This is a genomic window from Micromonospora sp. NPDC049171 (genome assembly GCF_040648275.1).
In the GTDB taxonomy this organism is placed as follows: domain Bacteria; phylum Actinomycetota; class Actinomycetes; order Mycobacteriales; family Micromonosporaceae; genus Micromonospora.
In genome coordinates this window covers 162,068-187,531 of record NZ_JBEZDJ010000012.1, presented here as the reverse complement: position 1 = coordinate 187,531, position 25,464 = coordinate 162,068, and the positions used below count along the sequence as shown (strand labels likewise).

General features: G+C 71.2%; 22 protein-coding genes and 1 other RNA gene. 17 read left to right on the top strand and 6 right to left on the bottom strand.

What is annotated here, in order from left to right:
- Positions 1–7 precede the first annotated feature (7 nt).
- The 4 genes from mtrB (at position 8) to raiA (ending at position 5,208) form a co-directional block, all read left to right on the top strand.
- Positions 8–1,765, top strand: a complete 1,758-nt coding sequence (mtrB, locus tag AB0B14_RS17465) for an MtrAB system histidine kinase MtrB (RefSeq protein ID WP_357522992.1) — start codon at positions 8–10, stop codon at positions 1,763–1,765.
- The gene (locus AB0B14_RS17460) at positions 1,762–3,576 is read left to right on the top strand and encodes an LpqB family beta-propeller domain-containing protein (RefSeq protein ID WP_357522991.1); all 1,815 of its coding nucleotides are present in this window, start codon (positions 1,762–1,764) and stop codon (positions 3,574–3,576) included. The genes mtrB and AB0B14_RS17460 overlap by 4 nt, the downstream gene beginning before the upstream one ends.
- Before the next feature lie 42 nt (positions 3,577–3,618).
- Positions 3,619–4,323 (top strand): ComF family protein, encoded by a 705-nt coding sequence (locus AB0B14_RS17455; protein WP_357522990.1) that lies wholly within the window; start codon positions 3,619–3,621, stop codon positions 4,321–4,323.
- Between the two features lie 243 nt (positions 4,324–4,566).
- On the top strand, positions 4,567–5,208 hold the full coding sequence (gene raiA / locus AB0B14_RS17450) for a ribosome-associated translation inhibitor RaiA (RefSeq protein ID WP_357522989.1): 642 nt from the start codon (positions 4,567–4,569) through the stop codon (positions 5,206–5,208).
- A gap of 59 nt (positions 5,209–5,267) precedes the next feature.
- Here raiA and AB0B14_RS17445 read toward each other — a convergent pair whose 3' ends face one another.
- Together AB0B14_RS17445 and AB0B14_RS17440 are read right to left on the bottom strand one after the other, a co-directional pair.
- Positions 5,268–6,380: a GNAT family N-acetyltransferase gene (locus AB0B14_RS17445; protein WP_357522988.1), complete on the bottom strand. Its 1,113-nt coding sequence runs from the start codon at positions 6,378–6,380 to the stop codon at positions 5,268–5,270.
- Positions 6,377–7,519 carry a GNAT family N-acetyltransferase gene (locus tag AB0B14_RS17440; RefSeq protein ID WP_357522987.1) on the bottom strand — a complete coding sequence of 381 codons (1,143 nt, stop codon included), beginning with the start codon at positions 7,517–7,519 and terminating at the stop codon, positions 6,377–6,379. The genes AB0B14_RS17445 and AB0B14_RS17440 overlap by 4 nt, the downstream gene beginning before the upstream one ends.
- Positions 7,520–7,696: 177 nt before the next feature.
- Here AB0B14_RS17440 and secA point away from each other — a divergent pair, with 177 nt between their 5' ends.
- On the top strand, positions 7,697–10,624 hold the full coding sequence (secA, locus tag AB0B14_RS17435) for a preprotein translocase subunit SecA (RefSeq protein ID WP_357522986.1): 2,928 nt from the start codon (positions 7,697–7,699) through the stop codon (positions 10,622–10,624).
- A 167-nt stretch (positions 10,625–10,791) separates the two neighbouring features.
- Here the strand turns inward: secA and AB0B14_RS17430 are convergent, their stop codons facing one another.
- Positions 10,792–11,388, bottom strand: a complete 597-nt coding sequence (locus AB0B14_RS17430; protein WP_357522985.1) for an Rv3235 family protein — start codon at positions 11,386–11,388, stop codon at positions 10,792–10,794.
- A gap of 228 nt (positions 11,389–11,616) precedes the next feature.
- Positions 11,617–11,844: a helix-turn-helix domain-containing protein gene (locus AB0B14_RS17425; protein WP_357071774.1), complete on the bottom strand. Its 228-nt coding sequence runs from the start codon at positions 11,842–11,844 to the stop codon at positions 11,617–11,619.
- Between the two features lie 215 nt (positions 11,845–12,059).
- On the opposite strand from AB0B14_RS17425, the gene AB0B14_RS17420 reads away from it, so the two are divergent.
- On the top strand, positions 12,060–12,569 hold the full coding sequence (locus AB0B14_RS17420) for a hypothetical protein (RefSeq protein WP_357522984.1): 510 nt from the start codon (positions 12,060–12,062) through the stop codon (positions 12,567–12,569).
- Positions 12,570–12,640: 71 nt separating this feature from the next.
- Here AB0B14_RS17420 and AB0B14_RS17415 read toward each other — a convergent pair whose 3' ends face one another.
- Positions 12,641–13,729: a hypothetical protein gene (locus AB0B14_RS17415; protein ID WP_357522983.1), complete on the bottom strand. Its 1,089-nt coding sequence runs from the start codon at positions 13,727–13,729 to the stop codon at positions 12,641–12,643.
- A 348-nt stretch (positions 13,730–14,077) separates the two neighbouring features.
- Between AB0B14_RS17415 and pruA the strand changes: the two genes are divergently transcribed.
- The 10 genes from pruA (at position 14,078) to AB0B14_RS17365 (ending at position 22,860) form a co-directional block, all read left to right on the top strand.
- Positions 14,078–15,706, top strand: a complete 1,629-nt coding sequence (pruA, locus tag AB0B14_RS17410; protein ID WP_357522982.1) for an L-glutamate gamma-semialdehyde dehydrogenase — start codon at positions 14,078–14,080, stop codon at positions 15,704–15,706.
- Between the two features lie 177 nt (positions 15,707–15,883).
- On the top strand, positions 15,884–16,399 hold the full coding sequence (locus AB0B14_RS17405) for a PadR family transcriptional regulator (protein WP_357071786.1): 516 nt from the start codon (positions 15,884–15,886) through the stop codon (positions 16,397–16,399).
- Between the two features lie 121 nt (positions 16,400–16,520).
- A complete protein-coding gene (gene prfB / locus AB0B14_RS17400) occupies positions 16,521–17,642 on the top strand; it encodes a peptide chain release factor 2 (protein ID WP_357071789.1) in 1,122 nt (373 codons plus the stop codon).
- A gap of 118 nt (positions 17,643–17,760) precedes the next feature.
- Positions 17,761–18,441 (top strand): cell division ATP-binding protein FtsE, encoded by a 681-nt coding sequence (gene ftsE / locus AB0B14_RS17395; RefSeq protein ID WP_030331491.1) that lies wholly within the window; start codon positions 17,761–17,763, stop codon positions 18,439–18,441.
- Positions 18,442–18,508: 67 nt separating this feature from the next.
- On the top strand, positions 18,509–19,384 hold the full coding sequence (gene ftsX, locus AB0B14_RS17390; protein ID WP_357522981.1) for a permease-like cell division protein FtsX: 876 nt from the start codon (positions 18,509–18,511) through the stop codon (positions 19,382–19,384).
- A gap of 139 nt (positions 19,385–19,523) precedes the next feature.
- Positions 19,524–20,003 (top strand): SsrA-binding protein SmpB, encoded by a 480-nt coding sequence (gene smpB / locus AB0B14_RS17385; RefSeq protein WP_357071795.1) that lies wholly within the window; start codon positions 19,524–19,526, stop codon positions 20,001–20,003.
- Between the two features lie 104 nt (positions 20,004–20,107).
- Positions 20,108–20,483, top strand: a transfer-messenger RNA (tmRNA) gene (gene ssrA, locus AB0B14_RS17380).
- 72 nt (positions 20,484–20,555) lie between these two features.
- Positions 20,556–21,230 (top strand): hypothetical protein, encoded by a 675-nt coding sequence (locus AB0B14_RS17375; RefSeq protein ID WP_357071798.1) that lies wholly within the window; start codon positions 20,556–20,558, stop codon positions 21,228–21,230.
- 141 nt (positions 21,231–21,371) lie between these two features.
- Positions 21,372–21,860, top strand: a complete 489-nt coding sequence (locus AB0B14_RS17370; RefSeq protein WP_357522980.1) for a hypothetical protein — start codon at positions 21,372–21,374, stop codon at positions 21,858–21,860.
- 46 nt (positions 21,861–21,906) lie between these two features.
- Positions 21,907–22,860: a hypothetical protein gene (locus AB0B14_RS17365; protein ID WP_357522979.1), complete on the top strand. Its 954-nt coding sequence runs from the start codon at positions 21,907–21,909 to the stop codon at positions 22,858–22,860.
- A 29-nt stretch (positions 22,861–22,889) separates the two neighbouring features.
- Here the strand turns inward: AB0B14_RS17365 and mdlC are convergent, their stop codons facing one another.
- Positions 22,890–24,485, bottom strand: coding sequence for a benzoylformate decarboxylase (gene mdlC / locus AB0B14_RS17360; RefSeq protein ID WP_357522978.1), 1,596 nt, complete (start codon positions 24,483–24,485; stop codon positions 22,890–22,892).
- A gap of 319 nt (positions 24,486–24,804) precedes the next feature.
- Between mdlC and AB0B14_RS17355 the strand changes: the two genes are divergently transcribed.
- A complete protein-coding gene (locus AB0B14_RS17355) occupies positions 24,805–25,395 on the top strand; it encodes a YqgE/AlgH family protein (protein WP_357071810.1) in 591 nt (196 codons plus the stop codon).
- Positions 25,396–25,464: the final 69 nt, after the last annotated feature.

The following is a 25,464-nucleotide window of genomic DNA, read 5'->3' as shown; positions in this document are numbered from 1 at the left end:
TCGCACTGTGTCGACCTCGCCGCCCCCGCACCCCCAGAGCACGGCTGCCCGCCGGCCCAGCGCCGGCGGGGAGCTCTGGCGCGCGGTGAGTGGCCGGGTCGCCCGGGTGGTGGCCCGGGTGCACCAGACCTGGCGCCGTTCACTTCAGGTCCGGGTCGTGACCATCACGCTCGTCGCGTCCAGTCTGCTGGTCGGCGGGTTCGCTTTCCTGATCGCTGACAAGATCAGCACCATCCTGCTCGACAACGCCCGCAGCGACGTCCGGCAGCGGGTGACCAGCGGTGCGAGCTACGCGGCCAAGCAGGTCTCCCTCTACGGTCAGCCGCAGGAGGCGCAGCTCCAGGAGACCATCGACGGCACGGTCAACTACCTGGCCGGCGGTGACCCTCAGCAGACCAGCGGCGTGGTGGTGGCGATCACCGCCGACGGCTACCACAACGACATCCAGACCCGCACCGCGCCATCGGCGAACGTCCAGTCGCTGATCAGCCCGGAGCTGCGGGCCGCGATCGCCGACGGCAAGGTGGCCAGCCAGATCCGCACCGGGCGGCTCACCGGCGAGCCCACCAAATACCTGGTGTACGGCTCACCGGTGCCCACCCGCTTCGGCCAGATCGAGCTCTACTATCTGGTGCCGTTGAGCCGGCAGGACGTCACCGCCGCCGACGCACGGGCCACAGTCGTGGCCACCGGGGTCGCCCTGGTGATCCTGCTGGGGCTGCTCGCGGCGCTGGTCACCCGGTTGGTCGTCAACCCGGTCCGGGTCGCCGCACGGACCGCCCAGCGGCTCTCCGCCGGCCTGCTCGACCAGCGGATGGTGGTCAACGGTGAGGACGACCTCGCTCTGCTCGCCGCCTCCTTCAACCAGATGGCCACCAACCTGCAACGGCAGATCCTGCGTCTGGAGGAGATGTCCCGACTACAGCGCCGGTTCACCTCCGACGTCTCGCACGAGCTGCGTACCCCGCTGACCACGGTACGGATGGCCGCCGACCTGATCTTCGCCGAGCGCGACGAGTTCGACCCCGCGGTGGCCCGCAGCGCCGAGCTGCTGCAGGCCGAGTTGGACCGCTTCGAGGAGTTGCTCACCGACCTGTTGGAGATCAGCCGCTTCGACGCGGGCTTCGCCATGCTGGACTCCGAGCCGACCGACCTGGTGCCGGTGGTGCACCGGGTGGTCGACCGGCTGGCTGGCCTGGCCGAGCGGGTGGGCGTCCCGATCGAGCTCGACCTGCCGGGCACGCCGGTGATCGCCGAGGTCGACCCGCGCCGGGTCGAGCGGGTGTTGCGCAACCTGGTCGGCAACGCCGTCGAACACGGCGAGGCCCGTCCGGTGCTGATCACCCTCGGGGTGGACGACACCGCCGTGGCGATCACCGTCCGCGACCGTGGCGTGGGGCTCAAGGCAGGCGAGGAGAAGTTGGTGTTCAACCGGTTCTGGCGGGCAGACCCGTCCCGGGCTCGGCAGACCGGGGGCACCGGGCTGGGCCTGTCGATCAGCCTGGAGGACGCCCGGCTGCACGGCGGCTGGCTGGAGGCGTGGGGTGCTCCCGGGCAGGGCGCGCAGTTCCGGCTCACGCTGCCGGCCCGTGCCGGTGACCGGCTGACCACCTCGCCGCTGCGGCTGGTGCCGGCCGATGCCGCGCTGCCGTTCGGCGGTCCCCGCGACGGTGGACCGCTGGCCATCGGGCCCGGCACCGGTGGGGCGTTGGCGATCGACCCGGCGCCGACCGGGGACGGGCAGCGGGCGGAGGTGCGCTCATGAGACGACCGGCTCTGGTCGTGGCGTTCGGCGTGGTGGTGCTGCTGGGCGCCGGCTGCGGCATTCCGGCGGCCTCCGACGTGCGGGTGGACGGCAAGGGCGGGGCCGCGACCGAGGCCGGCATGGTCAACGGTCCGGGCAACGAGCCGCCGACCCGAACGGCCAGCGGCAGCGTCAACGAGGCGTTCGTCCGCAACTTCCTGTCCGCCGCCGCGGGTGAGCCGGATCGGGCGTACGAGCGGGTCAAGGCGTACATCGCCCCGGAGCACAAGTCCCGCCTCCAGGACAAGAAGGGCAGCGAGGTCGCGTTGAACGTGGTCCGGCTGCGCGAGGCGGTCTACACCCTCAACAGCGACTCGACCACCACCGTGAAGATCACCGTGCAGCAGATCGGTGTGCTGCGGGCCAACGGCACCCTCGCACCACCGGTGGCGACCGAGACGGAGTACGAGTTCGGTCTCCGCAGCGCGGCGTTCAACGGCGGCGTCAACGACGAGCGTGCCGGGTTGTACGTTCTCGACCCGCCGAACGTGCTGCTGCTCAGCGACGTCGCCCTTCGTCGCTACTACCAGGACGAGTCGATCTACTTCTGGAGTTCGGACCGCACCCGCCTCGTGCCCGACCAGCGCTACCGGCCGCTCGCGGTGCCGGACGAGCGCCGGGTCAACGAGGTGGTCAAGTGGCTGGTCGGCGGCCCCTCCGAATGGCTGCGCCCGGGTGTCGTCGGGCTGCCCGACCGCACCGAGCTGATCAACAACGCCACCGGCGGCAACGGCCGGTGGGAGGTCAACCTGGACATGTCCGGCGACGACCAGAACGGCATCGACCAGTTGATCACGCAGATCGCCTGGTCGTTGGGGGACCTGCCGGGTCAGCTGGAGGTGCGGATCCGCAACAACTCGCTACCCGTCCAGGACCTGAGCGAGCGACGGGACTCCGTCGAGCTCTACCCGAACGCCGAGAGCCCGCAGCGGTTCGGCCTGTACGAGGGCGCCATCCATCCGCTCGACTTCGGCAGCGAACTCAGCGGCGCCGTGCCGCTGGCACCCGAGGCCAACCGCAACATCGTCTCCGCCGACCTGGCGGTGGCCAAGGGGGAGCGGGTCCTCGCCGCGATGGTGGTCAAGGGCAGCAGCGAGGGTCGGCACCGGCTCGCGGTGGGCGCGAGCGCCGCGCCGATCTCCGCCATCAACCGCAGCACGTCCGAATACTCCTCGATGAGCCGTCCGGTCTGGTTGCGTGCCGTCGATGCGCGCCCCGGCCGTGGTCTGGTCGTCGCCGACGGGCAGCTCTACCGGTTCGACGAGTCGGCGCGGATGTATCAGGTGCCGCTCAACCTGCCCGCCGACGTCACCGCGGTGGCCGCCGCCCTGGACGGCCAACGGGTCGCGCTGATCGCCGGTGGCCGGCTCTACGTCGCCGCCGTCAACCCGGATGGCGGGGGCGTCTCCGTCGGCCCGCCCCGGCAGCTGGCCACCTCGCTGACCTCCCTCACCGCTGTCGACTGGGGCAGCGAGGACCAACTGGTGGTGGCGGGGTCCGTCGGTCAGCCGGCGATCTACGAGATCAGCGTCGACGGTGCCCTGGAGACGCCGCTACGTACCGACCTCGGTGCCAAGGTCACCCACCTGACGGCGTACCCGACCAACCGCACCATCCGGGTGCCCAGTGGCGCCTACATGTACGAGGCGAACGGGGTGGCCTACCGCAGCAGCCCCTTCGAACGGATCGAGCCGGACAGCGTGCGGGACATCGCCCCGGTCCCGACCGGCGTGCGCCCGAGCAACCCGTCGGCACCGTTCTTCCTCTACTGAAGCGATGACCGGGCACTGACGCGATGACCGGCTACTGACGCGATGACCGGGCTCTGGGCCGACCTGGCCGACCTGGTGTTGCCCGCCACCTGCGCGGGTTGTCGGGAGCGCCGGCCCGGCCTGCGGCACGGGGTCTGCCCGGCCTGCGTCGCGGCGCTGGGCGCCCTGCGCCCACTGTCGGTCCGCCCGACACCCGCCCCGCCGGGCCTGCCGGCCTGCGTCGCCCTCGGCCCGTACGCCGGTCCGCTGCGCGAGGCTCTGCTGGCGTACAAGGAGCACGGCCGGCACGGCCTGGCCCGCCCGCTCGGCGCGCTGCTCGCCGAGGTTGTCGCCACCGCGGTCGGTGCGGCGCGGCCCGTGGCGCTGGTGCCGGTCCCGGACACGGCGGCGGCGGCCCGGTCCCGCTACGGGGACCACCTGGACCGACTGGCCCGACACTGCGCGGCCCGACTCAACCGGGGCGGCTGGGCGGCGCGGGTGCACCGTCCACTGCGTGCCCTGCCCCGGCCCGACTCGGTCACCCTGGACAGCGCCGGCCGGGCGGCGGCGGCCGAGGCGGCCTTCCGTCCGCGTACCACGGCGGGTTGGGGTCGTGCCGCCGGTCCGGCGCCGGTCGTGGTGCTGCTGGACGACATCGTCACCACCGGCGTGACCCTGGCCGCCGCGACCCGGGTGCTGAGTGCGACCGGATGGGTGCCGAGTGTCGCCGCGGTGCTCGCGGCGACCCAAAAAAGACACCACTTGTAACAGACCGTGTTTCCGTTTCACCCATTGGTGTATGAGCTGCGAAAAATCCTGAGAGTCTTGGCGACTTGGGGTGACTGCCGGGCGAACAGGAGTTAGCGTTTCGCTGTCGGGGGTAGGAGGTCGTTCCAACGCCCTCGGCGGTGAGAGGAGGCGTAGCCGTACCAACCGGTCGACGCCAGCGGGTCCCCCCACGGCGCGCGACCGGGTTACCGGATCGAAGACCGTCCGAACAAGGGAGGTCACGTGGACATCGTGGTCAAGGGCCGAAACGTCGAAGTGCCGGACCATTACCGGGTGCACGTAGCCGAGAAACTCGCAAAGATCGAACGCTACGACCACAAACTGATTCGCGTCGATGTCGAGCTGTTTCACGAGCGCAATCCGCGCCAGGCCGAGCACTGCCAGCGGGTGGAGATCACCTGCGTTTCCCGAGGCCCGGTGATGCGGGCCGAGGCCTGCACGAACGACTTCTACAGCGCACTCGACGCGGCCATCGCGAAGCTCGACACCCGGCTGCGCCGCGCGGCCGACCGCCGCCGCGTACACCGGGGTCGGCACGCCCCGATCTCCGTCGCCGAGGCCACCGCGAATCTGCCCGTCGCGGACCTGGTGGCCACCCCGATGAGCGCGCCGCTCGACGGTGCCCGCGCCGGCACCGCCGTCGCGGAGCGGGTCGAGGAGGAGCACGACGACCAGCCCTGGCACATCGCCCGGGAGAAGGTGCACCCGGCGGAGCCGATGACGATCGACGACGCGCTGTTCGAGATGGAACTTGTCGGCCACGACTTCTACCTGTTCCAGGACAAGGAGTCCGGCCGCCCGAGCGTCGTCTACCGCCGCCACGCGTACGACTACGGCATCATCTCCCTCGCCACCGACCGCTAACCGAGCCACGTCGACCGGGAGTTGTGGCAGGCGAACGCCTGCCACAACTCCGTGGTCCGTCAGCGCGGGTCGGCCGACAGCAGCGCGAAGGTCAGGTCGTCCAGGCGGGCACCAGCCAGGCCGGGCAGCCGCCCGCGCTGCAGGGCCTCGCGCCGGAACCCGACCCGCTCCAACACGCGGTGCGACGCGGTGTTGTCCGGCACCGTGCCGGCGGTCAGCCGGGCGACACCAACCGGCCCGAACGCCCAGTCCACCAGCAGTCGGACCGCCCGGGTCGCGTACCCCCGGCCGCGCCAGTCGGGCAGCAGGGCGTAGCCGACCGACGCCTCGCCGGCGGCCACGTCGGTGTACGACAACCCGCAGCTGCCCACCGGCTCCCCGCTGGCCGCGTCCGTGATCAGGAGTCGGGCGATGTCGCCGGTCAGCCAACCGCTCTCCGCGAGACGACAGCGTCGCTCGATCGCCTCCCGCGTCGGCGGCACGGGCGGCGCCTGGTTCGCCACCACCTCGGGTCGGCTGTGCAGCCGGTACATCAGGTCGGCGTCGTCGGGCGCGAGCCGGCGCAGCGTCACCACCTCGTCGGTGAGCACCCGGCCGGGCAGGTCGGGCAGCAGTCGGATGGTCGGTCGGTGCGGGTCTTCGGCGAGGCGTACCCAGGCCAGCAGGTCGTGCCGACCCCCGTCCTGGCCCGACCCGGCCAACCGGCGCGAACCCTCGTGGCGGAAGCCGGCGGCCAGCGCGACCCGCTGGCTCGGGCCGTTCTCCGGCTCGGTGAGCAGCTCCAGCCGAGCGGTTCCGGTGGCGAACGCGTGCTCGCTCAGCGCGCGGGTGGCCGCGGCGGCCAGTCCGCGCCCACGCGCCGCCGGCCGCAGCCAGTAGCCGATCTCGGCCTGGCCACGCGCGGGCACCGGGTTGTTCAGCCCCACCGCGCCGAGCAGCCGGTCGGTGGCCGGGTCCGCGACGGCGTACGCCGCGCCGCCGCCGGTCCAGGCCGCCGGGGCGCCGACGTCGATCCACCACCTGGCGTCGGTCCGGGTGTACGGCGTGGGCAGGTTCGAGACGAACCGTTGGGTCAGCGGGTCCGCGCAACCGTCGACCACGTCTGCGGCGTCCTCGGCCCGGAAGGGACGCAGCCGCACCCCGTGCGCCTCCACGACCTGCCGGAGCGTCATACGAGGTCCTCGGCGAGCAGCGCGGCCACCCAGGCGTCGACCCGTTCGCCCCGGTGCTGCACCCCACCGCGGGCGGTCCCCTCGAACGTGAAGCCGGCCTTCTCCGCCACCCGGCGCGAGGCGGTGTTGCCCACGTTCGCCTTCCACTCGATCCGGGCCAGGCCCAGCGTGGCGAAGCCCCAGGTGCTGAGCGCGACGAGCGCGGCCGGCAGGTACCCCCGGCCACGGGCCGCCGGGGCGGTCATGAAGCCGACGTCGGCCTGCAGGGCGTCGGTGGGGGAGAGCCGTAGGTCGATCGTGGCGGCGTACCTGTCGTCCGGGTCGGCGACCACGAAGCAGGCGGCCTCACCCCGAGCCCAGGCGTCCTGGCCGTAGACCTGGTAGCCCTGCGCGTCGGATCGCTCGTACGGGTCCGGCACGGTCGTCCAGCGGATGCTCTCCGGATCCCGGCAGGTCCGCACCACGGCGTCCAGGTCGTGCTCCTCCATCGGTCGCAGGCGCAGCTCACCGGCCCCGGCGGTGGCGAACAGGGTGGGCTGCGGGCGGCCGAAGACGGCGGCGCGCCGGGCCGCGAGGGTGCCGTGACCAGCAGGTCCGGTCGCCCCGGGCGCGGGCACCTCGCCGGGTAGCAGCGAGCCGATCCAGCCGTCCGCGCCGGACTGTGTCGCCGGGTTGGCCAGGCGCAGCCGGCCGTCGATCCGGAAACCGGCCCGGAGGGCGACCAGCCGGGAGGCGTGGTTGCCCACCTCGGCCTGCCAGATCAGCCGGCGCAACCCGAGGGTGTCGAAGGACCAGCGGGCCACCGCCCGGGTGGCGCGGACCTGCACGCCCCGGCCGCGCGCCCAGGGGGCGGTCCAGTAACCGACCTCGCCGGTGCCGTCCCGGTCGATGGAGATCAGCCCGCACGAGCCGAGCAGTTCACCGGTCGCCGGGTCGCAGACCGCGAACGGCGCCCCGGTGCCCTCAGCCCAGGCCGCCCTGCTCATCTCGGTGACGAAGCCGAGGGCATGTTCGGGCAGGTACGGGCGCGGCACGGTGGTCCAGCGCTGAATGTCCGGATCCTGGCACGCCTTGTGTACGGCGTCGGCGTCGCTGTCCCGCCAGGGCCGTAACAGCACGCCGTCCTCAGTGATCTCCACGGGCTCCACCCGTGCATCCTGCCGCAGCGTTCGCCGACGGCGTAACCGGATAACGTTTGGGGTGTGCGCAGGACGCGAAGTATGTCGGGTTCGGCGGAGTCGACCACCGCCACCAGTGACCATCGGGCCGATGGAGCGCCTACGATGGTTCGAGACTGTCTAGGGGAGCGTTGATCCGTGTCGATTCTGGAAAAGGTCCTTAACGCGGGCGAGGGCCGCATGGTGCGCCGGCTCAAGGCCATCGCCGCCGCCGTCACCTCGATCGAGGACGACTACGTCAACCTCACCGACGAGGAGCTGGCCGGCATGACCGAGCAGTTCCGGGAGCGGCTCGACGAGGGTGAGACCCTCGACGACCTGCTGCCGGAGGCGTTCGCGGTGGCCCGCGAGGCGGCCGCCCGGGTGCTCGGCCAGCGCCCGTACGACGTCCAGGTGATGGGCGGCGCGGCGCTGCACTTCGGCAACATCGCCGAGATGAAGACCGGTGAGGGCAAGACGCTGACCTCGGTCATGGCCGTCTACCTCAACGCGCTGTCCGGCAAGGGCGTGCACGTGATCACGGTCAACGACTACCTCGCCCAGCGTGACGCGGCGTGGATGGGTCGGGTGCACGAGTTCCTCGGGCTGACCGTCGGCGTGGTGCTGCCCAACCGGCCGGCCACCGAGCACAAGGCCGCCTACGAGTGCGACATCACCTACGGCACCAACAACGAGTTCGGCTTCGACTACCTGCGCGACAACATGGCCTGGTCGAAGGACGAGCTGGTGCAGCGCGGCCACAACTTCGCCGTGGTCGACGAGGTCGACTCCATCCTGATCGACGAGGCCCGCACCCCGCTGATCATCTCCGGCCCGGCCGAGCACTCCGCCCGCTGGTACGGCGAGTTCGCCGGCGTGGTGGCCCGGCTGCAGCCCGGCACCGACGGCGAGGGCGACTACGAGGTCGACCACTCCAAGCGCACCATCGCGGTGACCGAGCGGGGTGTCGCCAAGGTCGAGGACCGGCTCGGCATCGACAACCTGTACGAGTCGGTCAACACTCCGCTGGTCGGCTACCTCAACAACGCCATCAAGGCCAAGGAGCTCTACAAGCGCGACAAGGACTACATCGTCAGCGACGGTGAGGTCCTGATCGTCGACGAGTTCACCGGTCGCATCCTGCACGGCCGTCGTTACAACGAGGGCATGCACCAGGCGATCGAGGCCAAGGAGGGGGTGGAGATCAAGCAGGAGAACCAGACTCTTGCCACCATCACCCTGCAGAACTACTTCCGCCTCTACGAGAAGCTGTCCGGGATGACCGGCACGGCGCAGACCGAGGCGAGCGAGTTCAACAAGGTCTACAAGGTTGGCGTCGTGACGATTCCGACGCACCGCCCGATGGTCCGCGAGGACCGGCCGGACGTCATCTACAAGACGGAGAAGGCCAAGTTCAACGCCGTCATCGAGGACATCGCCGAGCGGCACCAGCTCGGTCAGCCCGTCCTGGTCGGCACCGTCTCGGTGGAAAACTCCGAGATCCTCTCCCAGTTGCTGCGCCGACGGGGCATTCCGCACAACGTGCTGAACGCCAAGTTCCACGCCCGGGAGGCCGAGATCGTCGCCCAGGCCGGGCGTAAGGGCGCGGTCACCGTGGCCACCAACATGGCCGGCCGCGGTACCGACATCCTGCTCGGCGGCAACCCCGAGTTCCTCGCCGCGAACGAGCTGCGCCAGCGCGGTCTCGACCCGCTGGAAAACGAGGAGGAGTACGCCAAGGCGATGGAGGAGGTCCTGCCCACCTGGAAGCAGGCCTGCGACGCCGAGGCGGACGAGGTCTCGGCCGCCGGTGGCCTCTACGTGCTGGGCACCGAGCGGCACGAGTCCCGGCGGATCGACAACCAGCTGCGCGGTCGTGCCGGCCGGCAGGGTGACCCGGGCGAGTCCCGTTTCTACCTGTCCCTGCAGGACGAGCTGATGCGGCGGTTCCGCGCCGGTGCGGTCGAGGCGGTGATGGAGCGCTTCAACATCCCGGAGGACGTGCCCATCGAGTCGAAGATGGTCACCCGGCAGATCAAGAGCGCGCAGGCCCAGATCGAGGGCCAGAACGCCGAGATCCGTAAGAACGTGCTGAAGTACGACGAGGTGCTCAACAAGCAGCGCCAGGTCGTCTACGCCGAGCGGCTCCGGGTGCTCAACGGTGAGGACCTCTCCGACCAGGTCCGCAACATGATCGACGACACCGTCGAGGCGTACGTGCGGGGCGCCACCTCCGAGGGCTACGGCGAAGACTGGGATCTTGAGCAGCTCTGGTCCAGCCTCAAGCAGCTCTACCCGGTCGGCGTGACGATCGAGGAGTTGGAGGAGGAGGCCGGCGGCTCGCGGGCCGGCATGGACGCCGACTTCCTCGTCGCCCGCCTCAAGGACGACGCCAACGCCGCGTACGACCGGCGTGAGGAGCAGATCGGCACCGAGGGCGTGCGTCAGCTGGAGCGGATGGTGCTGCTCCAGGTCATCGACCGCAAGTGGCGCGAGCACCTCTACGAGATGGACTACCTCCAGGAGGGCATCAACCTTCGGGCGTACGCCCAGCGCGACCCGGTGGTGGAATACCAGCGCGAGGGCTTCGACATGTTCGCCACCATGATGGAGGGCATCAAGGAGGAGACTGTCGGCTTCCTCTACAACGTCGACGTCCAGGTGGCCGAGCCGGAGCCGGAGGCGGGCTCGGAAGAGGTCGCGCTGCTCGACAAGCCGGTGGAGATCCGGGCCAAGGGTCTCAACCAGGCACCGCGGCGGCAGGGCCTGCAATACTCCGCGCCCACCATCGACGGCGAGGCCAGCCCCGGCGCCCCCGTCATCGAGCAGGCCGAGCAGCAGGCTCCGGCGCTCGGTGTGGGTCGCCCCGCCCCCGGCGCCCCGGCGGCACCGGGCCGGACCGCCCCGTCCGCCCCGCAGCGTCCGGCCGCCGGTCTCCGCGGCCCGGCGGTGCCGTCGGCCGCCTCCCGCCGGCCGGCAGCCAACCAGGCGGAGGCGAGCAACGGCCCGTCCCGCAACGCGCCGTGCCCGTGTGGCTCGGGCCGCAAGTACAAGCGCTGCCACGGTGCCCCCAACGGCGGCAACTGACCGACTCGACAGCACCTGACCAACGGGTCCCGGCCGTCCAGGCCGGGACCCGTTGGGCGTCTCCCCCGTGACCTCCCGCTATGCGCCGGGTCTGGGCGTGTCTGGAGGTTGCGCCAGGGACCTCGTCCCTTGAGGGCGGGCGGCGCCCCTGGGCGCGTTGGATGTGGTCAGAGGACGTGCAGGGCGGTGCAGAGCCAGCGGCCCCGGCGATGCTCCAGGCGCAGTGCCATTGCCCAGCTCCGACCGCCCGCGCCGGTGAGGACGGCCGCCGCCTCCACTGCGGCCTCCCGTGGCTCGCAGACGCGCAGGCGTAGCAGCCGGACCAGCGGTCGGCCGGTACGGCGGCGGGATGTCCCGGCCCGGCCGGATGCGCGGGCGAGTTCGGTCAGCAGGTCTCCCGCTCGGGCCGGGTCGAGCAGCGCCCGCACCTGGGTCGGCGGACGGTAGCCGTTGACCACCTCCAGGCAGGTGCCGACGAAGCGATGCGCGGCTCGGGTGGTTTCCGGAGCGGTCGACGGCGGCAACGACACGACCGGGTGGGTGGTGGTGGACCTGTTCGGCACCGGGCGCAGGGCTGCTCGCCGCTCCGGCGGCCGAACCGGGCTGGGTCGGGTGGAGGCGAACAGGTCGAGGGCGAGCTGACCGTCGGTCTGCGCCGGCCAGTACGACCCGTCGGTCTCGTCGACGTACGGCGGGTCGAAGGGCGGGACGGGGCGCAGCCGCACGGTTGGTCGGGAAGGACCGGATCGCGCTCCACTCATCATGGCTCCCAGAGACTGCGTTTGCCTTCGTTTGCCTCCGACAACCTCGATTCTGAGCGACAGAACGGCTTCGGTCAATGGCCCGGTGGTAGCCTCCACCCGACGAGGCGCGTGATCCACTCGGGTTTCTTGAAGTCGGGGTATCGGGGGCGCTGGGACCCCGCGTTATCAAGAAACCCGAGTGGATCATGCCCCGGCGAGGGATGGACGAGCGGGCCAGGTCGGGCTTCGCTACTCCGGATCGCGGTCGACAAGCGGGTTGCTCTGCACCCACTCGGCGGTCTCGGAATACTTGCGCGCTATGTACTCCTCCAGGCGCGCGCGCTCGACGCGCCACTGGCCGCGTCCACCGATCTTGATCGCCGGCAGTTCGCCACTGCGCACCATGTGGTAGACCTGCGAGTCCGACACGTTCAGCTCGGTGGCGACGTCGGAGAGCAGCAGGAACCGTGGCTCCACAGGGACTCCCGGGGTTGATGTCGTTTGGCTCAGTTTGCCACCGACAGCCCCGACCGCCCAGCGCCCGGCCCGCCCGACGGCGGGTCGACCGTACGGGACACACCGGGCGGGAACTTCCACCGGCCGGTGTCGGGGTGTATGACGATCACGGCGTGCGGCATGATCTGCGCCCGTGCCGGCGGATGCCGGTGGAGGACGACGCGGGGAGACGACCGGTGACCAACGAGCTTGTCCGGGTGTACGTGCCGGCGACCGTACCCATGGTGGCCCGCCTGCGGGCGGAAGGACTGACCGCCGACCAGGCGCACGCGGTGACCCCGGCGTTGCGCGAGTGGTACGCCGAGGGCGACGAGGAGGAGTTGGAGTACGTCGCGTTCACCCGGGCCGCCCAGGACTCGCTGCACCTGCTCCGGGCCGATCCGACCGCTCCCCGCCGCCGCGTCGTCGTCTCGGTCGACCTCCCGGCGAGCGCGCTCGGGCGGGGCGACGGTGAGTTGGGTTCCAGCACTGTGACGTTGGCCGACGCCGTGCCGGTGGGTGCCGTCGCCGCGCTCCACGTGGACGGCGCGGACGCGGCCGAGGAGGTCGCCGCGGCGGTCCAGGTGGTGGCCGAGGCGGCCGCTGGCGACCCCGACGCGCAGTTCACCGTTGACGGCGCCGAGGACCACGAGCTGGAGTGGTACGACGTGACAGAGCTGGACCTGCTGCTGAACGCGGCCAGCTGAGCCGGCCGCCCGAACGCCGGCCGCCCGAACGCCGGCCGCCCGAACGCCGGCCGGCAGGAGTCAGCCCGGCGTCAGCGGGCCGGATCGGCCTTGGCCGGGTCCGTGTCGAACGCCTCGGCGGGGTCCGGCTCGTCGTCCTGCGGGTCGACCCGTTCCGCGACGGCGGTGTCCGGGCTGCCGGCCGGTGTGTCGTCGTCGGTGTGGGCCGGGCCGAGCGTGCGGCCGAACGCGATCAGGGCGGTAAGCGCCCCCACGAAGAGCACCCAGATGCCGTTGTCCACCCGCGAGGTGCCCAGCGAGGTCTGCGCCACCGCGTCCGCCTCGCTGAGGGCGCTGGCCAGGTCGAGCAGCGACCGGCCACCGATCCGGATGATCACCTCGGCGAGCAGCAGGAGCAGGCCCGGCCCGGCACCGGCGAGCAGGTACGCCGGCCAGCGCAGCGTCGGGGCTGCCGGATCGCGGCGCACCACACGGCGCCGCGCCCAGGTCAGGTAACCGAAGGCGAGTAGCCCGGCGACCAGCCCGGCGACCAGCGACTCGGTGCGGGACACCCACTTGGCCGCGTCGACGAGCGACTGTTGGCTGTCGCCGGCCCCGAAGAGGTCGAACAATGGGTCCCGGGCCTGGCTGAACGCGACCACGAAGACCAGCGTGCCCAGGGCGGCGGTCACCACCGCACCGATGGCCGGTGCGGTCCGCGCGGCGGCCACGGCACCACCGATGATCGCCGCGGCGGCGGTGGTGCCGGCGATCACGTTGGTGGTCGAGGTGTCGAAGTAGGTGAGGTTGATGGCCACCGCGGCGGCCAGCCCGACCAGCATCCCGCCGCCGATGGCCCCGGCGTAGCGCAGGGTGGCCCAGTCGCCGTACCGGCGGGCCAGCAGGTTGCCGCCGGCCAGCGCGACGGCCGCCCCGCACACCAGCGCGGCCGAGATCACACCGGGCAGGGCGAACGCGGAGAGGCTGATCGCGGTCACCCCGGCCGCCGCCGAGGTGATGGCCTCCCGGGTGGACCAGAGCATGGCGGTCAACCACCCCAGGGCCAGCAGCGCGAGCACCGCCGCGCCGGGCGCGGGCAGCGGCCGGCCGCTGGGGGTTGCCGCGTCGGCCGCCGGGTCGTGCGACTCCGCGGCCGGGACGCGGCCGGGCTGCTTGGTCATCGTCTCCCCTTCGAGGCGGCAGGTCACCGACCATTGAGGGTACGCGGCTCGGCTGAGCGCTCCACCGCCGCGGACGGCCGCGACACCTCGTCGCGCTGGCCTGCGCGCAGTACGACGGGCGGCCGGCGCACCGGCCCTGCCGATCGACCTCGGTCGGTAAGGGGAGGAGGGGTGGGCCGGTCCTTGGTGCGGGGCGATGGCGGAGGCAGGCTGTGCTGCCCTTCGTGGGAGAATCGCGGGAGGTCCCGCCGCTGCTCGGCCCCTCCGCGCGGCGTCCGGTGTCCGGCCGCCCGGTCGGTGCCCGCGGGTCCGGTTTCGCCACTGCTGTCGAGATCGCCAGGAGCCTTGATGGATGCCGTGTTCTCCGTTCCCGAGCCGCGCAACGAGCCGGTTCGCAACTACGAGCCGGGCAGCCCCGACCGGGACCGGCTCCAGCGGCGGCTGACCGAGCTCGCCGCCGAGCGCATCGACCTGCCGATGACCATCGGCGGTGACCAGCGGATGGCCGCCGGTGACCCGATCGACGTGGTGCAGCCGCACCGGCACGCGCACGTGCTGGGCGTGACCGCGCACGCCACCCACGACGACGCGCACGCCGCGATCAAGGCGGCCAAGGACGCCGCGCCGATGTGGCGGGCGCTGCCTTTCGAGGAGCGGGCGGCGATCTTCCTGCGTGCCGCCGAGCTGCTCGCCGGCCCGTGGCGCGACACCCTCAACGCCGCCACCATGCTGGGCCAGTCGAAGACCGCGATCCAGGCGGAGATCGACTCGGCGTGCGAGTTCATCGACTTCCTCCGGTTCAACGTGCAGTTCGCCAGGCGTCTGCTGGAGGAGCAGCCGGCGTCCTCGCCCGGCGTCTGGAACCGCTTCGACCACCGCCCGTTGGAGGGCTTCGTCTACGCGGTCACCCCGTTCAACTTCACCGCCATCGCGGGCAACCTGCCGTCGGCGCCGGCCCTGCTGGGCAACACGGTGATCTGGAAGCCGGGCCCGACCCAGCAGTTCGCCGCGCACTTCACCATGCGGCTGTTCGAGGCCGCCGGCCTCCCGCCCGGTGTGATCAACATGGTCACCGGCCGGGGCGAGGAGGTCTCCGACGTGGTGCTCGCCGACCCGGACCTGGCCGGCATCCACTTCACCGGCTCGACGAAGGTCTTCCAGCAGCTGTGGCGGACCGTGGGCGACAACATCGCCCGCTACCGGGGCTACCCGCGGCTGGTCGGCGAGACCGGCGGCAAGGACTTCGTCGTGGCGCACACCAGCGCCGACGTGGACGCGCTGCACACCGCGCTGATCCGTGGCGCGTTCGAATACCAGGGCCAGAAGTGCTCGGCGGCCTCGCGGGCGTACGTGCCGCGTTCGATCTGGGAGGGTGGGCTGCGGGACCGGCTGGCCGCCACCACCGACTCGCTGACCTACGGCGACGTGGCCGACTTCGGCAACTTCGGCGGCGCGGTGATCGACGACAAGGCGTTCGCCCGGCACACCGCCGCGCTGGAGCTGATCGGCGGCGACGACTCCTGTCGGGTGCTGGCCGGTGGCACCGCGGACGACTCGGTCGGCTACTTCGTCCGGCCGACGCTCTTCGAGTGCTCCGACGCGGCCCACGAGACCTTCACCACCGAGTACTTCGGGCCGATCCTGGGCGTGCACGTGTTCGACGACGCCCGGTTCGACGACGTGGTCACGCAGGCCGAGGCGATCGCCCCGTACGCGCTGACCGGCTCGGTGTTCGCCACCGACCGCCGGGTGGTCGACGCGGTGGCCGAGCGCATGCGGTACGCGGCGGGCAACTTCTACATCAACGACAAGCCGACCGGGGCGGTCGTCGGGCAGCAGCCGTTCGGCGGCGCACGGGCCAGCGGCACCAACGACAAGGCGGGCTCCTGGCTCAACCTGGTCCGCTGGGTGTCGCCGCGGACGATCAAGGAGACCTTCGTGCCGCCGACCGACCACACGTACCCCCACATGGGCTGACCTGCGGCGACGACCCGCCGGCGGCGCGCGGTGCCGCCGGCGGGTCGGCCCGGGGCCGTGATCCATCGATAGTCCTCAACGGACAGTCTGTCGCCGACAGTGCACTTAGGAAGTCCTGTTGGGTGGCAAACCGGCAAATCCTGGACGCCGGGTGCGCAAAGTGGCAGCGTAGGGGGCATGGCGGATTCCGGAGTCAACCCTACGGCGGCGGCCCTTCTCGGCCTCCTCCACGAGGGCCCGATGACAGGCGGTCAGTTGATGGCCGCTGCTGAGCGCCGTCTGGCGCCGTACTGGTCCATGACGCGCAGTCAGGTCTACCGCGAGTTGCCGGTGCTGGCCGAGCGGGGTTTCGTGAAGCTCGGGAAGCCCGGGCCGCGGATGAGCCAGCCGTATGCGCTCACCGCAAGTGGGAAACGGACATTTTCCCGCTGGCTGGCCGAGAACCCGGGGCGGGACACCATCCGCAACCCGATCGCGCTGCGGATGGCCTTCGGCAACCTGCACTCCGCCAGCCAGCTCAAGGGCCTGTACGCCTCGGCCAACGAATACCACACCGAGGCCCTCGCCCAGGTCCGGGAGCAGGTAAAGAACGCCAAACGGGATGGGGAGACGTACGACGCCAGCGCGCTGGAGTTCGCCGTCGCCTACCACCGGGCGGCCCTGTCCTGGTTGAAGTCCGCTCCGGTCGGGTGACCTCCCGCGGGTTCGCCCAGTGGGAACGAGCTGCTCAGCCGGCGGCGTCGGGGTGCGGCTTTTGCGCGGGACCGTCGGGCTCGCAAGCTCAATCCTCGTCCGCGCAGTACGCTTACCTGTCGTGACCGCTGCCGATTACGCCGAACAGCTCAAGGAACTCGACGCGACCCTGCGAAACATCGAGGCCGTCCTCAACCTCGACCGACTCCACGAGGACAAGGCCCGCCTTGAGCAGGAGGCCTCCGCCCCCGACCTGTGGGACGACCAGGCCAAGGCTCAGCAGGTGACCTCGCAGCTGTCGTACGTCAACGGCGAGATCAGCAAGCTGGGCAGCCTGCGCTCCGGCCTCGACGACGCCCAGGTGCTGTTGGAGCTGGCCGAGGCCGAGGCCGACCCGGGCGTGTTGACCGAGGTCGAGTCGGAGATCACCGGGTTGACCAAGGCCATCCAGGAGATGGAGGTCCGCACCCTGCTCTCCGGCGAGTACGACTCCCGGGAGGCGCTTGTCGCCATCCGCGCCGGCGCCGGTGGTGTGGACGCCGCCGACTTCGCCGAGATGCTGCTGCGGATGTACCTGCGCTGGGCGGAGCGGCACGGCTATCCGACCGAGGTCTACGAGACCTCCTACGCCGAAGAGGCGGGCCTGAAGTCGGCCACCTTCGCGGTCAAGGTGCCCTACGCGTACGGCACGCTCAGCGTCGAGTCGGGCACCCACCGGTTGGTCCGGATCAGCCCGTTCGACAACCAGGGCCGCCGGCAGACCAGCTTCGCGGGCGTCGAGGTCCTGCCGGTCACCGAGCAGACCGACCACATCGACATCCCGGAGAACGAGGTACGCGTCGACGTCTATCGTTCCTCCGGTCCCGGTGGGCAGAGCGTCAACACCACCGACTCGGCGGTCCGGTTGACCCACATCCCGACCGGCATCGTGGTCACCTGTCAGAACGAGAAGTCCCAGCTGCAGAACAAGGCCTCCGCGCTGCGGGTGCTCCAGGCCCGCCTGCTGGAGCGCAAGCGCCAGGAGGAGCAGGCCAAGCTGGAGGGGCTCAAGGAGAACGCCGCCGGTTCGTGGGGCGACCAGATGCGCTCCTACGTCCTGCACCCGTATCAGATGGTGAAGGATCTCCGAACCGAGCAGGAGACCGGCAATCCGAGCGCGGTGTTCGACGGGGACCTGGACGGTTTCATCGAGGCGGGGATCCGTTGGCGCAAGCAGCGGCAACTCGCCGGCGACGGAGCGTAACGACACGCGGGCGGAACGCTTCGTCGATCTCCAGGTAGAGGCCTGATTCGACGACTCGTGCCGGATCGGCGGGGCGTGGGGCTTGGCTCAGTTGTTACACCGCGTAGACTCACCACCCGTGATTCAGCTTGAGCAAGTGACGAAGACGTACCCGAAGGCGTCCCGGCCTTCGCTCGACAACGTGTCCGTCTCGATCGAGAAGGGCGAGTTCGTCTTCTTCATCGGTCCATCCGGCTCCGGCAAGTCCACAATCATCAAGATGCTGCTGCACGAGGTCGCCCCCAACAAGGGCCGCGTCGTCGTCAACGGCAAGGACGTCACGTCGATGCGCTCCTGGAAGCGACCCCACTTCCGGCGCTCGATCGGCTGTGTCTTCCAGGACTTCCGGCTGCTGCCGAACCGCACCGCGTACGAGAACGTGGCGTTCGCCCTCGAGGTGATCGGCAAGACCAAGGCGGTTGCCCGCCGGGTCGTGCCGGAGGTGCTGGAGCTGGTGGGGCTCGGTGGCAAGGAGCACCGCTACCCGCACGAGCTCTCCGGTGGTGAGCAGCAGCGGGTCGCCGTCGCCCGGGCGTTCGTGAACCGTCCGCTGATCCTGCTGGCGGACGAGCCCACCGGAAACCTGGACCCGGACACCTCGATCGAGATCATGCGCCTGCTGGACCGGATCAACCGCACCGGCACGACCGTCGTGATGGTCACCCACGACTCCAACATCGTCAACCAGATGCGCCGCCGCGTCGTCGAGATCGAGAGCGGTCGTATCGTGCGTGACCAGGCCCGCGGCGTCTACGGGTGAGCCGGCTCTCCACCCCTGCGCAGCCTGACGACGAACACTTCATGCCGGAGACCCGGAGGAAATCCCGATGCGCGTGAAATACGTCCTGTCCGAGGTACTGGTCGGACTGTGGCGCAACGTGACCATGTCCATCGCGATGATCATCACGATGGCGGTCTCGCTGACCATGCTCGGCGCCAGCGGTCTCATGTACCGCCAGGTCGACGACATGAAGGTCACCTACTACAAGAACATCGAAGTCTCGATCTTCTTGAAGCAGGAGGTGAGCGAGCAGGAGCGCACCGACCTGAACGCCAAGCTCGACAGCGACCCCCTGGTCAAGGATGTCATCTACGTCAACAAGGACGAGGCGTACAAGAAGTTCAAGGTCATGTACCAGGACGCGCCCGACCTGGTGAACGTGGTCAAGCCGGACCAGCTGCCCGAGTCGTTCCGGCTCAAGCTGAACAACCCGGAGCAGTACAAGGACATCTACGAGCAGTACAAGAACACCGCGGGTGTCGACGAGATCATCGACCAGAGTCGACTGCTCGACAAGATCTTCAACATCCTCACCTCGATCCAGAACATCGCCCTGGCCGCCGCCATCGTGATGGCGATCGCCGCCCTGCTGCTTGTCGCGAACACCATCCAGGTCGCCGCGTACAGCAAGCGGCGTGAGGTGGCGGTCATGAAGCTGGTCGGCGCCTCCAACTGGTTCATCCAGGCACCGTTCGTGCTGGAGGCCGTGGTGGCCGGTCTGATCGGCTCGCTGCTCGGTCTGGTGGCCTTGGTCGCGGCCAAGTACCTGCTCTTCGACCGCTCGTTGAGCGCGTTGCAGGGTCTGCTCTCGCCGATCTCCTGGGGTGACATCCTTGTCGTCTTCCCGCTGATGGCCGGCGTCGGTGGTCTGATCAGCGCGGGCACCGCCTGGATCACCCTGCGCTTCTACCTGCGGGTCTAGTCGTCCCGTCGTCTCCCGAGGACCCTCCCGCAGCCGGAAATAAACGGCGCGGGAGGGTCCTTGTGATTCGGGTAGCATGATCGGTTGTCCGGCCGAGGTGCGCTCGGCCCACGGGCAGCGGAGAGAGGGGGTGGCACCGATGCCACGGGAAAAGGGGCGCAAGGTGGTCGCCTCCAACAAGAAGGCGCGCCACGACTATGCCATTCTCGACACGTACGAGGCGGGCATGGCGCTGACCGGCACCGAGGTCAAGTCGCTGCGGGCGGGGCGGGCGTCGCTTGTCGACGCGTTCGCCCAGGAGCGTGACGGCGAGCTGTTCCTGCACGCCCTGCACATCCCGGAGTACACGCAGGGCACCTGGACCAACCACGAGCCCCGGCGCACCCGCAAGCTGCTGCTCAACCGGGTCGAGATCGACAAGCTCGTCGGCAAGACCCGCGAGGGCGGTTTCACCATCGTCCCGTTGCAGGTCTACTTCTCCGACGGCTGGGCCAAGGTCGAGATCGCCCTGGCCAAGGGCAAGAAGTCGTACGACAAGCGTCAGGACCTCGCCAAGCGGGACGCGGACCGGGAGATCGCCCGGGTGTCCGGTCGACGCGGCAAGGGAATGGACGACTAGTTCATCCTGTTTGTCCGGGTCGGCGCGCCGGCCCGGGGCTCGGGATGAAAGCTGTTGCGGCAGGCGTTAGTCTTGTCAGTGCCGCCACATCGGCGGCCTGTCGAGGGGGTGACTGGTTTCGACTTCGTACGCAGCGACAGGGGAAGCGAGCCGAGGAAGCCGACGTCGTCTCGAGAATCGGTCGTCGGAAACTTATAAGCGCCAAGCAAAATCGCGCTGACTTCGCTCTCGCCGCCTGAGGCGAGTAGCTAAGTCTGTCGGCCTGGGAACGCCTTCGTCCCAGTAGCCGGCATCAGCTAGGAGGCTGGCCAATCGGACCCGGTCGCGGGGTCCGTGCGGCGAGATTAATCAGCGACTGGGCCCGTCACACCAACTTGCTCGCGTGAGCGGTGGGGCCGAGTAGAGGCACAGCGAGCTGCGCTCGGAGAAGCCCTGACAAACCGGCGAAGGACCCGGGTTCGATTCCCGGCACCTCCACCACCTCGAGCGAAGCGCCCCGGCCCGTCGGCCGGGGCGCTTCGTCGTGTACGCGCCTCGCCTACGCTGCCCCCTGTGACGAACCAGGAGCTGCGCCTGTCGGTGGGCGCCTCACCCGCCCAGCGCACGTGGGCGGTGGTGGTCGGCGTCTTCGTCACCGCCGTCGCATCGGCATTCGTGGTGCTGCCGCTGATCGCCGGCGGGTTGCTGGGCCGGCTGTCCGGCCCGGGTGATCCGTTCTCCTCCTATGAGGAGGCCCGCGATCTGCCGCCGGGGATGCTGCCACCCGCGCTGCGGGACGGTGGCGCGGAACAGGCCGGGCCGAGCCCGTTCATCGGGCTCTGCGGCCTGCCGTTCGTCCTGCTCGGCATCTACCTCGTGCTGCGGGTGCTCCGCACGGCCGCCTGGCTGGAGGGCAGCCACGTACGGGTCCGGGGCGCGTTCCGGACGCGCGGCGTCGACCTCGCCACCGCCCGGATCGACGCCGCGGCGCTGTCGCACGACGAGCCCGGAGACGACTTTCCGGCGGGTCGGCGGCGGACCCGCGCCATCATCGCGACCGACCACGCAGATGGGCGGCGAGTCACCGTCGCGTTGCAGGGCATGGGGCTGGCCAGCCTGCCCCCGTCGGAGTTGCGCGCGCTCGCCGACGCGATCACGGCGGGCCGGCCGGTCGACGGCCGGGACGGCGACGCGCACGCCGTCGCCCGCCAACTGCGCCGCCTGGCGGAGCACCCCCAGCTCGGCTGAGCGGCGGTTGTCCGGTCCCACTGGGACTCGCGGGACCCCTGGGACCAACGGGACAGATGAGCATTCTCCGGGGCCTTTACCGGCCCGGTCGGGCAGGCTCACCATTGCGGTATGGGGTAGCAGCACAGCGCGGGAGGTGCCATGGTCACCGGTCCGGTCCAGCAGTCGTCACTCGTCGCCCGGCCGTCCGCCGCACCGCACCATCCGATCGGGCTGCCCGGTGAGCCACGCCCGGCCGGTCTGGCCGGAGACGTCCATGCGTTCGGCCGGGCCGTCACCGTGGCCCCCACCGAGCCGCGCTGGCGGGAAGAGGTCCTGCTCCGGCTGCGTCCGGTGGGGCACGGGTTCGCCGAGCACGTTCGGGTCACCGAGGGCCCCGCGGGCCTTTACCGGGAGTTGCTCACCCAGTCGCCCCGGCTGGCCCACGGGGTGCGGTTGCTGACCCGGGAGCACGCGGGGATCATCGCCGCGATCCTCGCGGTGCAACGGGTCGCCGAGCGTCCCGAGGTGCACCCCGACGAGGTGCGGCATCGGGCCGGGCACCTGCTGCGGCGCTTGGCCCGGCATCGGCGGCGCGGTGCCGACCTGCTCTGGGAGGCGTACCAGACGGACCTGGGCGGCGAGACCTGAGCAGTCGACCGGGAACCGGCGGATCGGCGGCGGCGTCGAACCGTACATGCGTCGACCGGCCCTGCTTCTCGTCCTCCCGTTGCTGCTCACGGCGGGCTGCGCCACGCCCGTGGCGGATCCGGCCGGCGGGCCCCACAGCCCGTCACCCCGCGGCGAGGCGTTCGACAACCGGGCCGCCGAGGTGGCCGAGGCGTGGCGACCGGGCCCCGACTGGAGTACGGGGTACGTCCCGCTGGAGGGGCCCACGGTGGTCACCGGCGACCCGCGCTTCACCCCGGACACCGAGGCCGCCTACCGGGCCGGGTGGTACCGGGCGCAGGTACCGATGCCACCCACCCGGGTCGGCGGCGAGATCCGATTCCCGGACGGCCGGCTGACGCTGCCGCTGGTCAGCGCCGCCGAGGCGTACCGTCAGTTGGACCAGGGTGATCCGCTGCCCTGCCCGGGGCGACCGAAGCGGCCCGGCCTGCCGAGCCCGGGCGGCCCCAGCGTCGAACCAGGGCCGGACGGATGGGCCACCAGCGCGACGCAGACGGCCTGTCTGTCGCTCACCGTCACCGGGGTCACGTTCGGTGCCGTGCCGGTCCGTACGAGCCGGGGCACGGCGCAGGTCCCGGCCTGGCTGTTCACCATCAAGGAACTGGCCACCCCGGTGGCCCGGCTCGCCGTCGCGCCGAGCGCGGTCACGCCCGTGACCCAACCCTCCGCGCCGGTCCGCCCGCTGGCCGACGGTCTGGTGGGCGCCCAGAACCTCCTGGCGGTCGACGATGTCCGGATGACCGTGCAGCTCGGCGTCGGCGCCTGCGACACCGGCATCACGCCGCTGGTGTGGGAACGGCCGGACGTCGTGGTGGTCGGCGGCCGCGTCACCCGGGCCACCGGAGAATGCATCGCTGTGCTCAAGCTGGCACCGGTCGCCGTCACCCTGGACGCGCCACTGGGCGCCCGGCCGGTCCTGGACGTCGCCACCGGCGCCCCCCTGTCGATCGCCCCACGCTGACCGGTCGGCACCGGAGCCGACGAGCCGGTTCAGAGGAGGCTGGGCACGTCCGTGCTGATCGGCACCGGCAAGACGGTTGGCCGGTCGGCACGCAGCCCGGTGGCGAGCGCCGCACCGAGCTGGTCCGGGGTCTCGACGACCTCGGTGGCGCAGCCGTAGCCGGCCGCGATGGCGACGATGTCCAACCCCGGCAGGTCCAGGCCGGGCACCCCGGGGGTGTCCTTCAGCTCGGCGAACGCCTTGAGGATCGCGTACTGCTGATTCACCGGGACGACGACCACCACCGGCAGTGCGAGGCGCGCGGCGGTCCACAACGCCTGCACCGAGTAGTGGAACGAACCGTCACCGACGACCGCCACCACCGGACGGCCGCGCCCGCTGTCCCGCTCGGCGAGCGCCACCCCGATCGCGGCCGGCAGGCCGTAGCCGAGGCCGCCGCTGGCCATCGTGAAGTACGACGCCGGGCGGGTGATCCGCAGCTGCCGGCGTAGTGCGGACAGATTGGACGGTGACTCCTGCACCAGCACGCCGTCCGCCGGCCAGTGCGCGGCCAGCCCGGCGAACAGCGCGTCGGCGCTCAACGGGGCGGTGATCTCCGGCGGGGTCGGTGCGGCGCGGGGTGCGGGGGGTGGCCGGTCGGCCGGCGGCACCCGGTCCAGCAGCGCGGCCAGGGTCAGCCCCGGGTCGCCGAGCAGGCTGTCCCCGACGGGTGCCCGCGCGGCCTCGTCGGGGTCGTCCGTGACGTGCAGCAGCCGGGCGCCCTCCGGCAGGTGCCCGCCCGGCACGTACGGGTAGTAGCGGAACACCGGTGCGCCGACGACAAGCACCGTGTCGTGCCCGCGCAGCGCCTCGGCGAGGGGGCCGATCGCGTACGGCAGCACCCCGCGGAAGTGCGGGTGGTCCTCCGGGAAGACGGCGCGTTCGGGTGCCGGGGCCGACCAGACCGGTGCGGCCAGCCGCTCGGCGAGCGCGACAGCGGTCGGCCAGCTCCCGGAGCGGTCCACCCCCGGCCCGTACACCAGCACCGGGTTGTCGCTGCCGGCCAGGATCCGGGCGAACTCGGCCAGCCGTTGCGGGTCCGGCGCGAACCGGGTGGCCACCGTTCGCGGTGCGGGCAGCGGGTCGGCCGGCTGGGCCCAGTCGTCCATCGGCAGGGAGAGGAAGACCGGCCCAGCCGGTGGCTGCACCGCCGTCGCGTACGCCCGCAGCACCGCCGCGGGGATGTCCTGCGCGCGGGCCGGCTCGTAGGCCCACTTGACGTACGGCTGGGGAAGCTCGGTGGGCCGGCGGCTGGCCAGCCGGGGTTCGAGCAGCAGCATCTCCCGGGTCTGCTGGCCGGCCGTGACGATCAGCGGCGTCTTGTTGTGCCAGGCGGTGACCAGGTTGCCCATGCCGTTGCCGGTGCCCGGGGCGGTGTGCAGGTTGACGTGGGCGGCTGTGCCGCTGGCCTGCGCGTAGCCGTCGGCCATCGCGACCGCCGTCGCCTCCTGGAGCGCGTGGACGTAGCGGAAGTCGGCGGGGAAGTTCTCCAGGAACGGCTCCTCCGTCGAGCCGGGGTTACCGAAGACGGTGGTCATGCCGAGGGTGCGGAGCACGTCGTACGTCGCGTCCCGGACCGTTGCCATCGCCACCGCCTCCGTGTTGCGGGAGGGACGACAGCAGTCGTCCCTCCCGATCAGCCGAATCTATCGGGATGTGACGGACCTTTCGGGTGTTTCCGGCGGGCCGATCCGGCGGACCGGGCCCGTACCTGGTCAGGGCACCGGAACGGACTAACTGCGGTCTTAACTGTCTGATCACCTGCCGGTCAGCCCTTAGCCAGCACCCGGGACGCAGGCTATGGTGCCAGGCATGGCGTTGACAGCGCGGCTGATCCCGAAGCACCGGGCGGATCCGGTAGATGACCGATCCCCGGCGCGGGCTCACGGTTGACGGGTGTGTGGGATGCAGGGAGAGGGTCAGGCGATCGGCGGACGAGCGATGGAGTCGATGACCGGGCGGCTACTGGTCGCCACTCCGGCGCTCAAGGATCCGAACTTCGACCGTACGGTGGTGCTGCTGGTCGCCCACGAGCCCGGCGGCGCGCTCGGCGTGGTGCTCAACCGGGCCACCGAGGTGCCGGTGTCCGAGGTGCTCGGCGACTGGAGCGACCTGGCCCGCCACCCGGCGGTGCTCTTCGAGGGCGGCCCGGTGCAGCCCGACTCGGCCATCTGCCTGGCCCGCATGCGGCACCCGATGCGCCGGCTCAAGGGCTTCCACCAGGTCTCCGGCGCGGTCGGCACGATCGACCTCTCGGTCGACCCGGAGCGGCTGCGGGAGAGCATCGGTGGCATCCGGGTCTTCGCCGGCTACTCCGGCTGGGGCAGCGGCCAGTTGGAGCAGGAGATCGCCGACGGCTCCTGGTTCGTGCTGGACGGGCTGCCCGGTGACGCCTTCGTCGACCGGCCCGACGATCTGTGGCCGATGGTGCTGCGCCGCCAGGGTGGGATGATGGCCGCGGTCGCCCACTTCCCGCCGGACGTCGCGCTCAACTGACCCGGCGCGGGCGGGGACCCCGCGAGATGACCATGCGAGCCGGTCTGTGTATAGTTTCCCAGTGCCCGG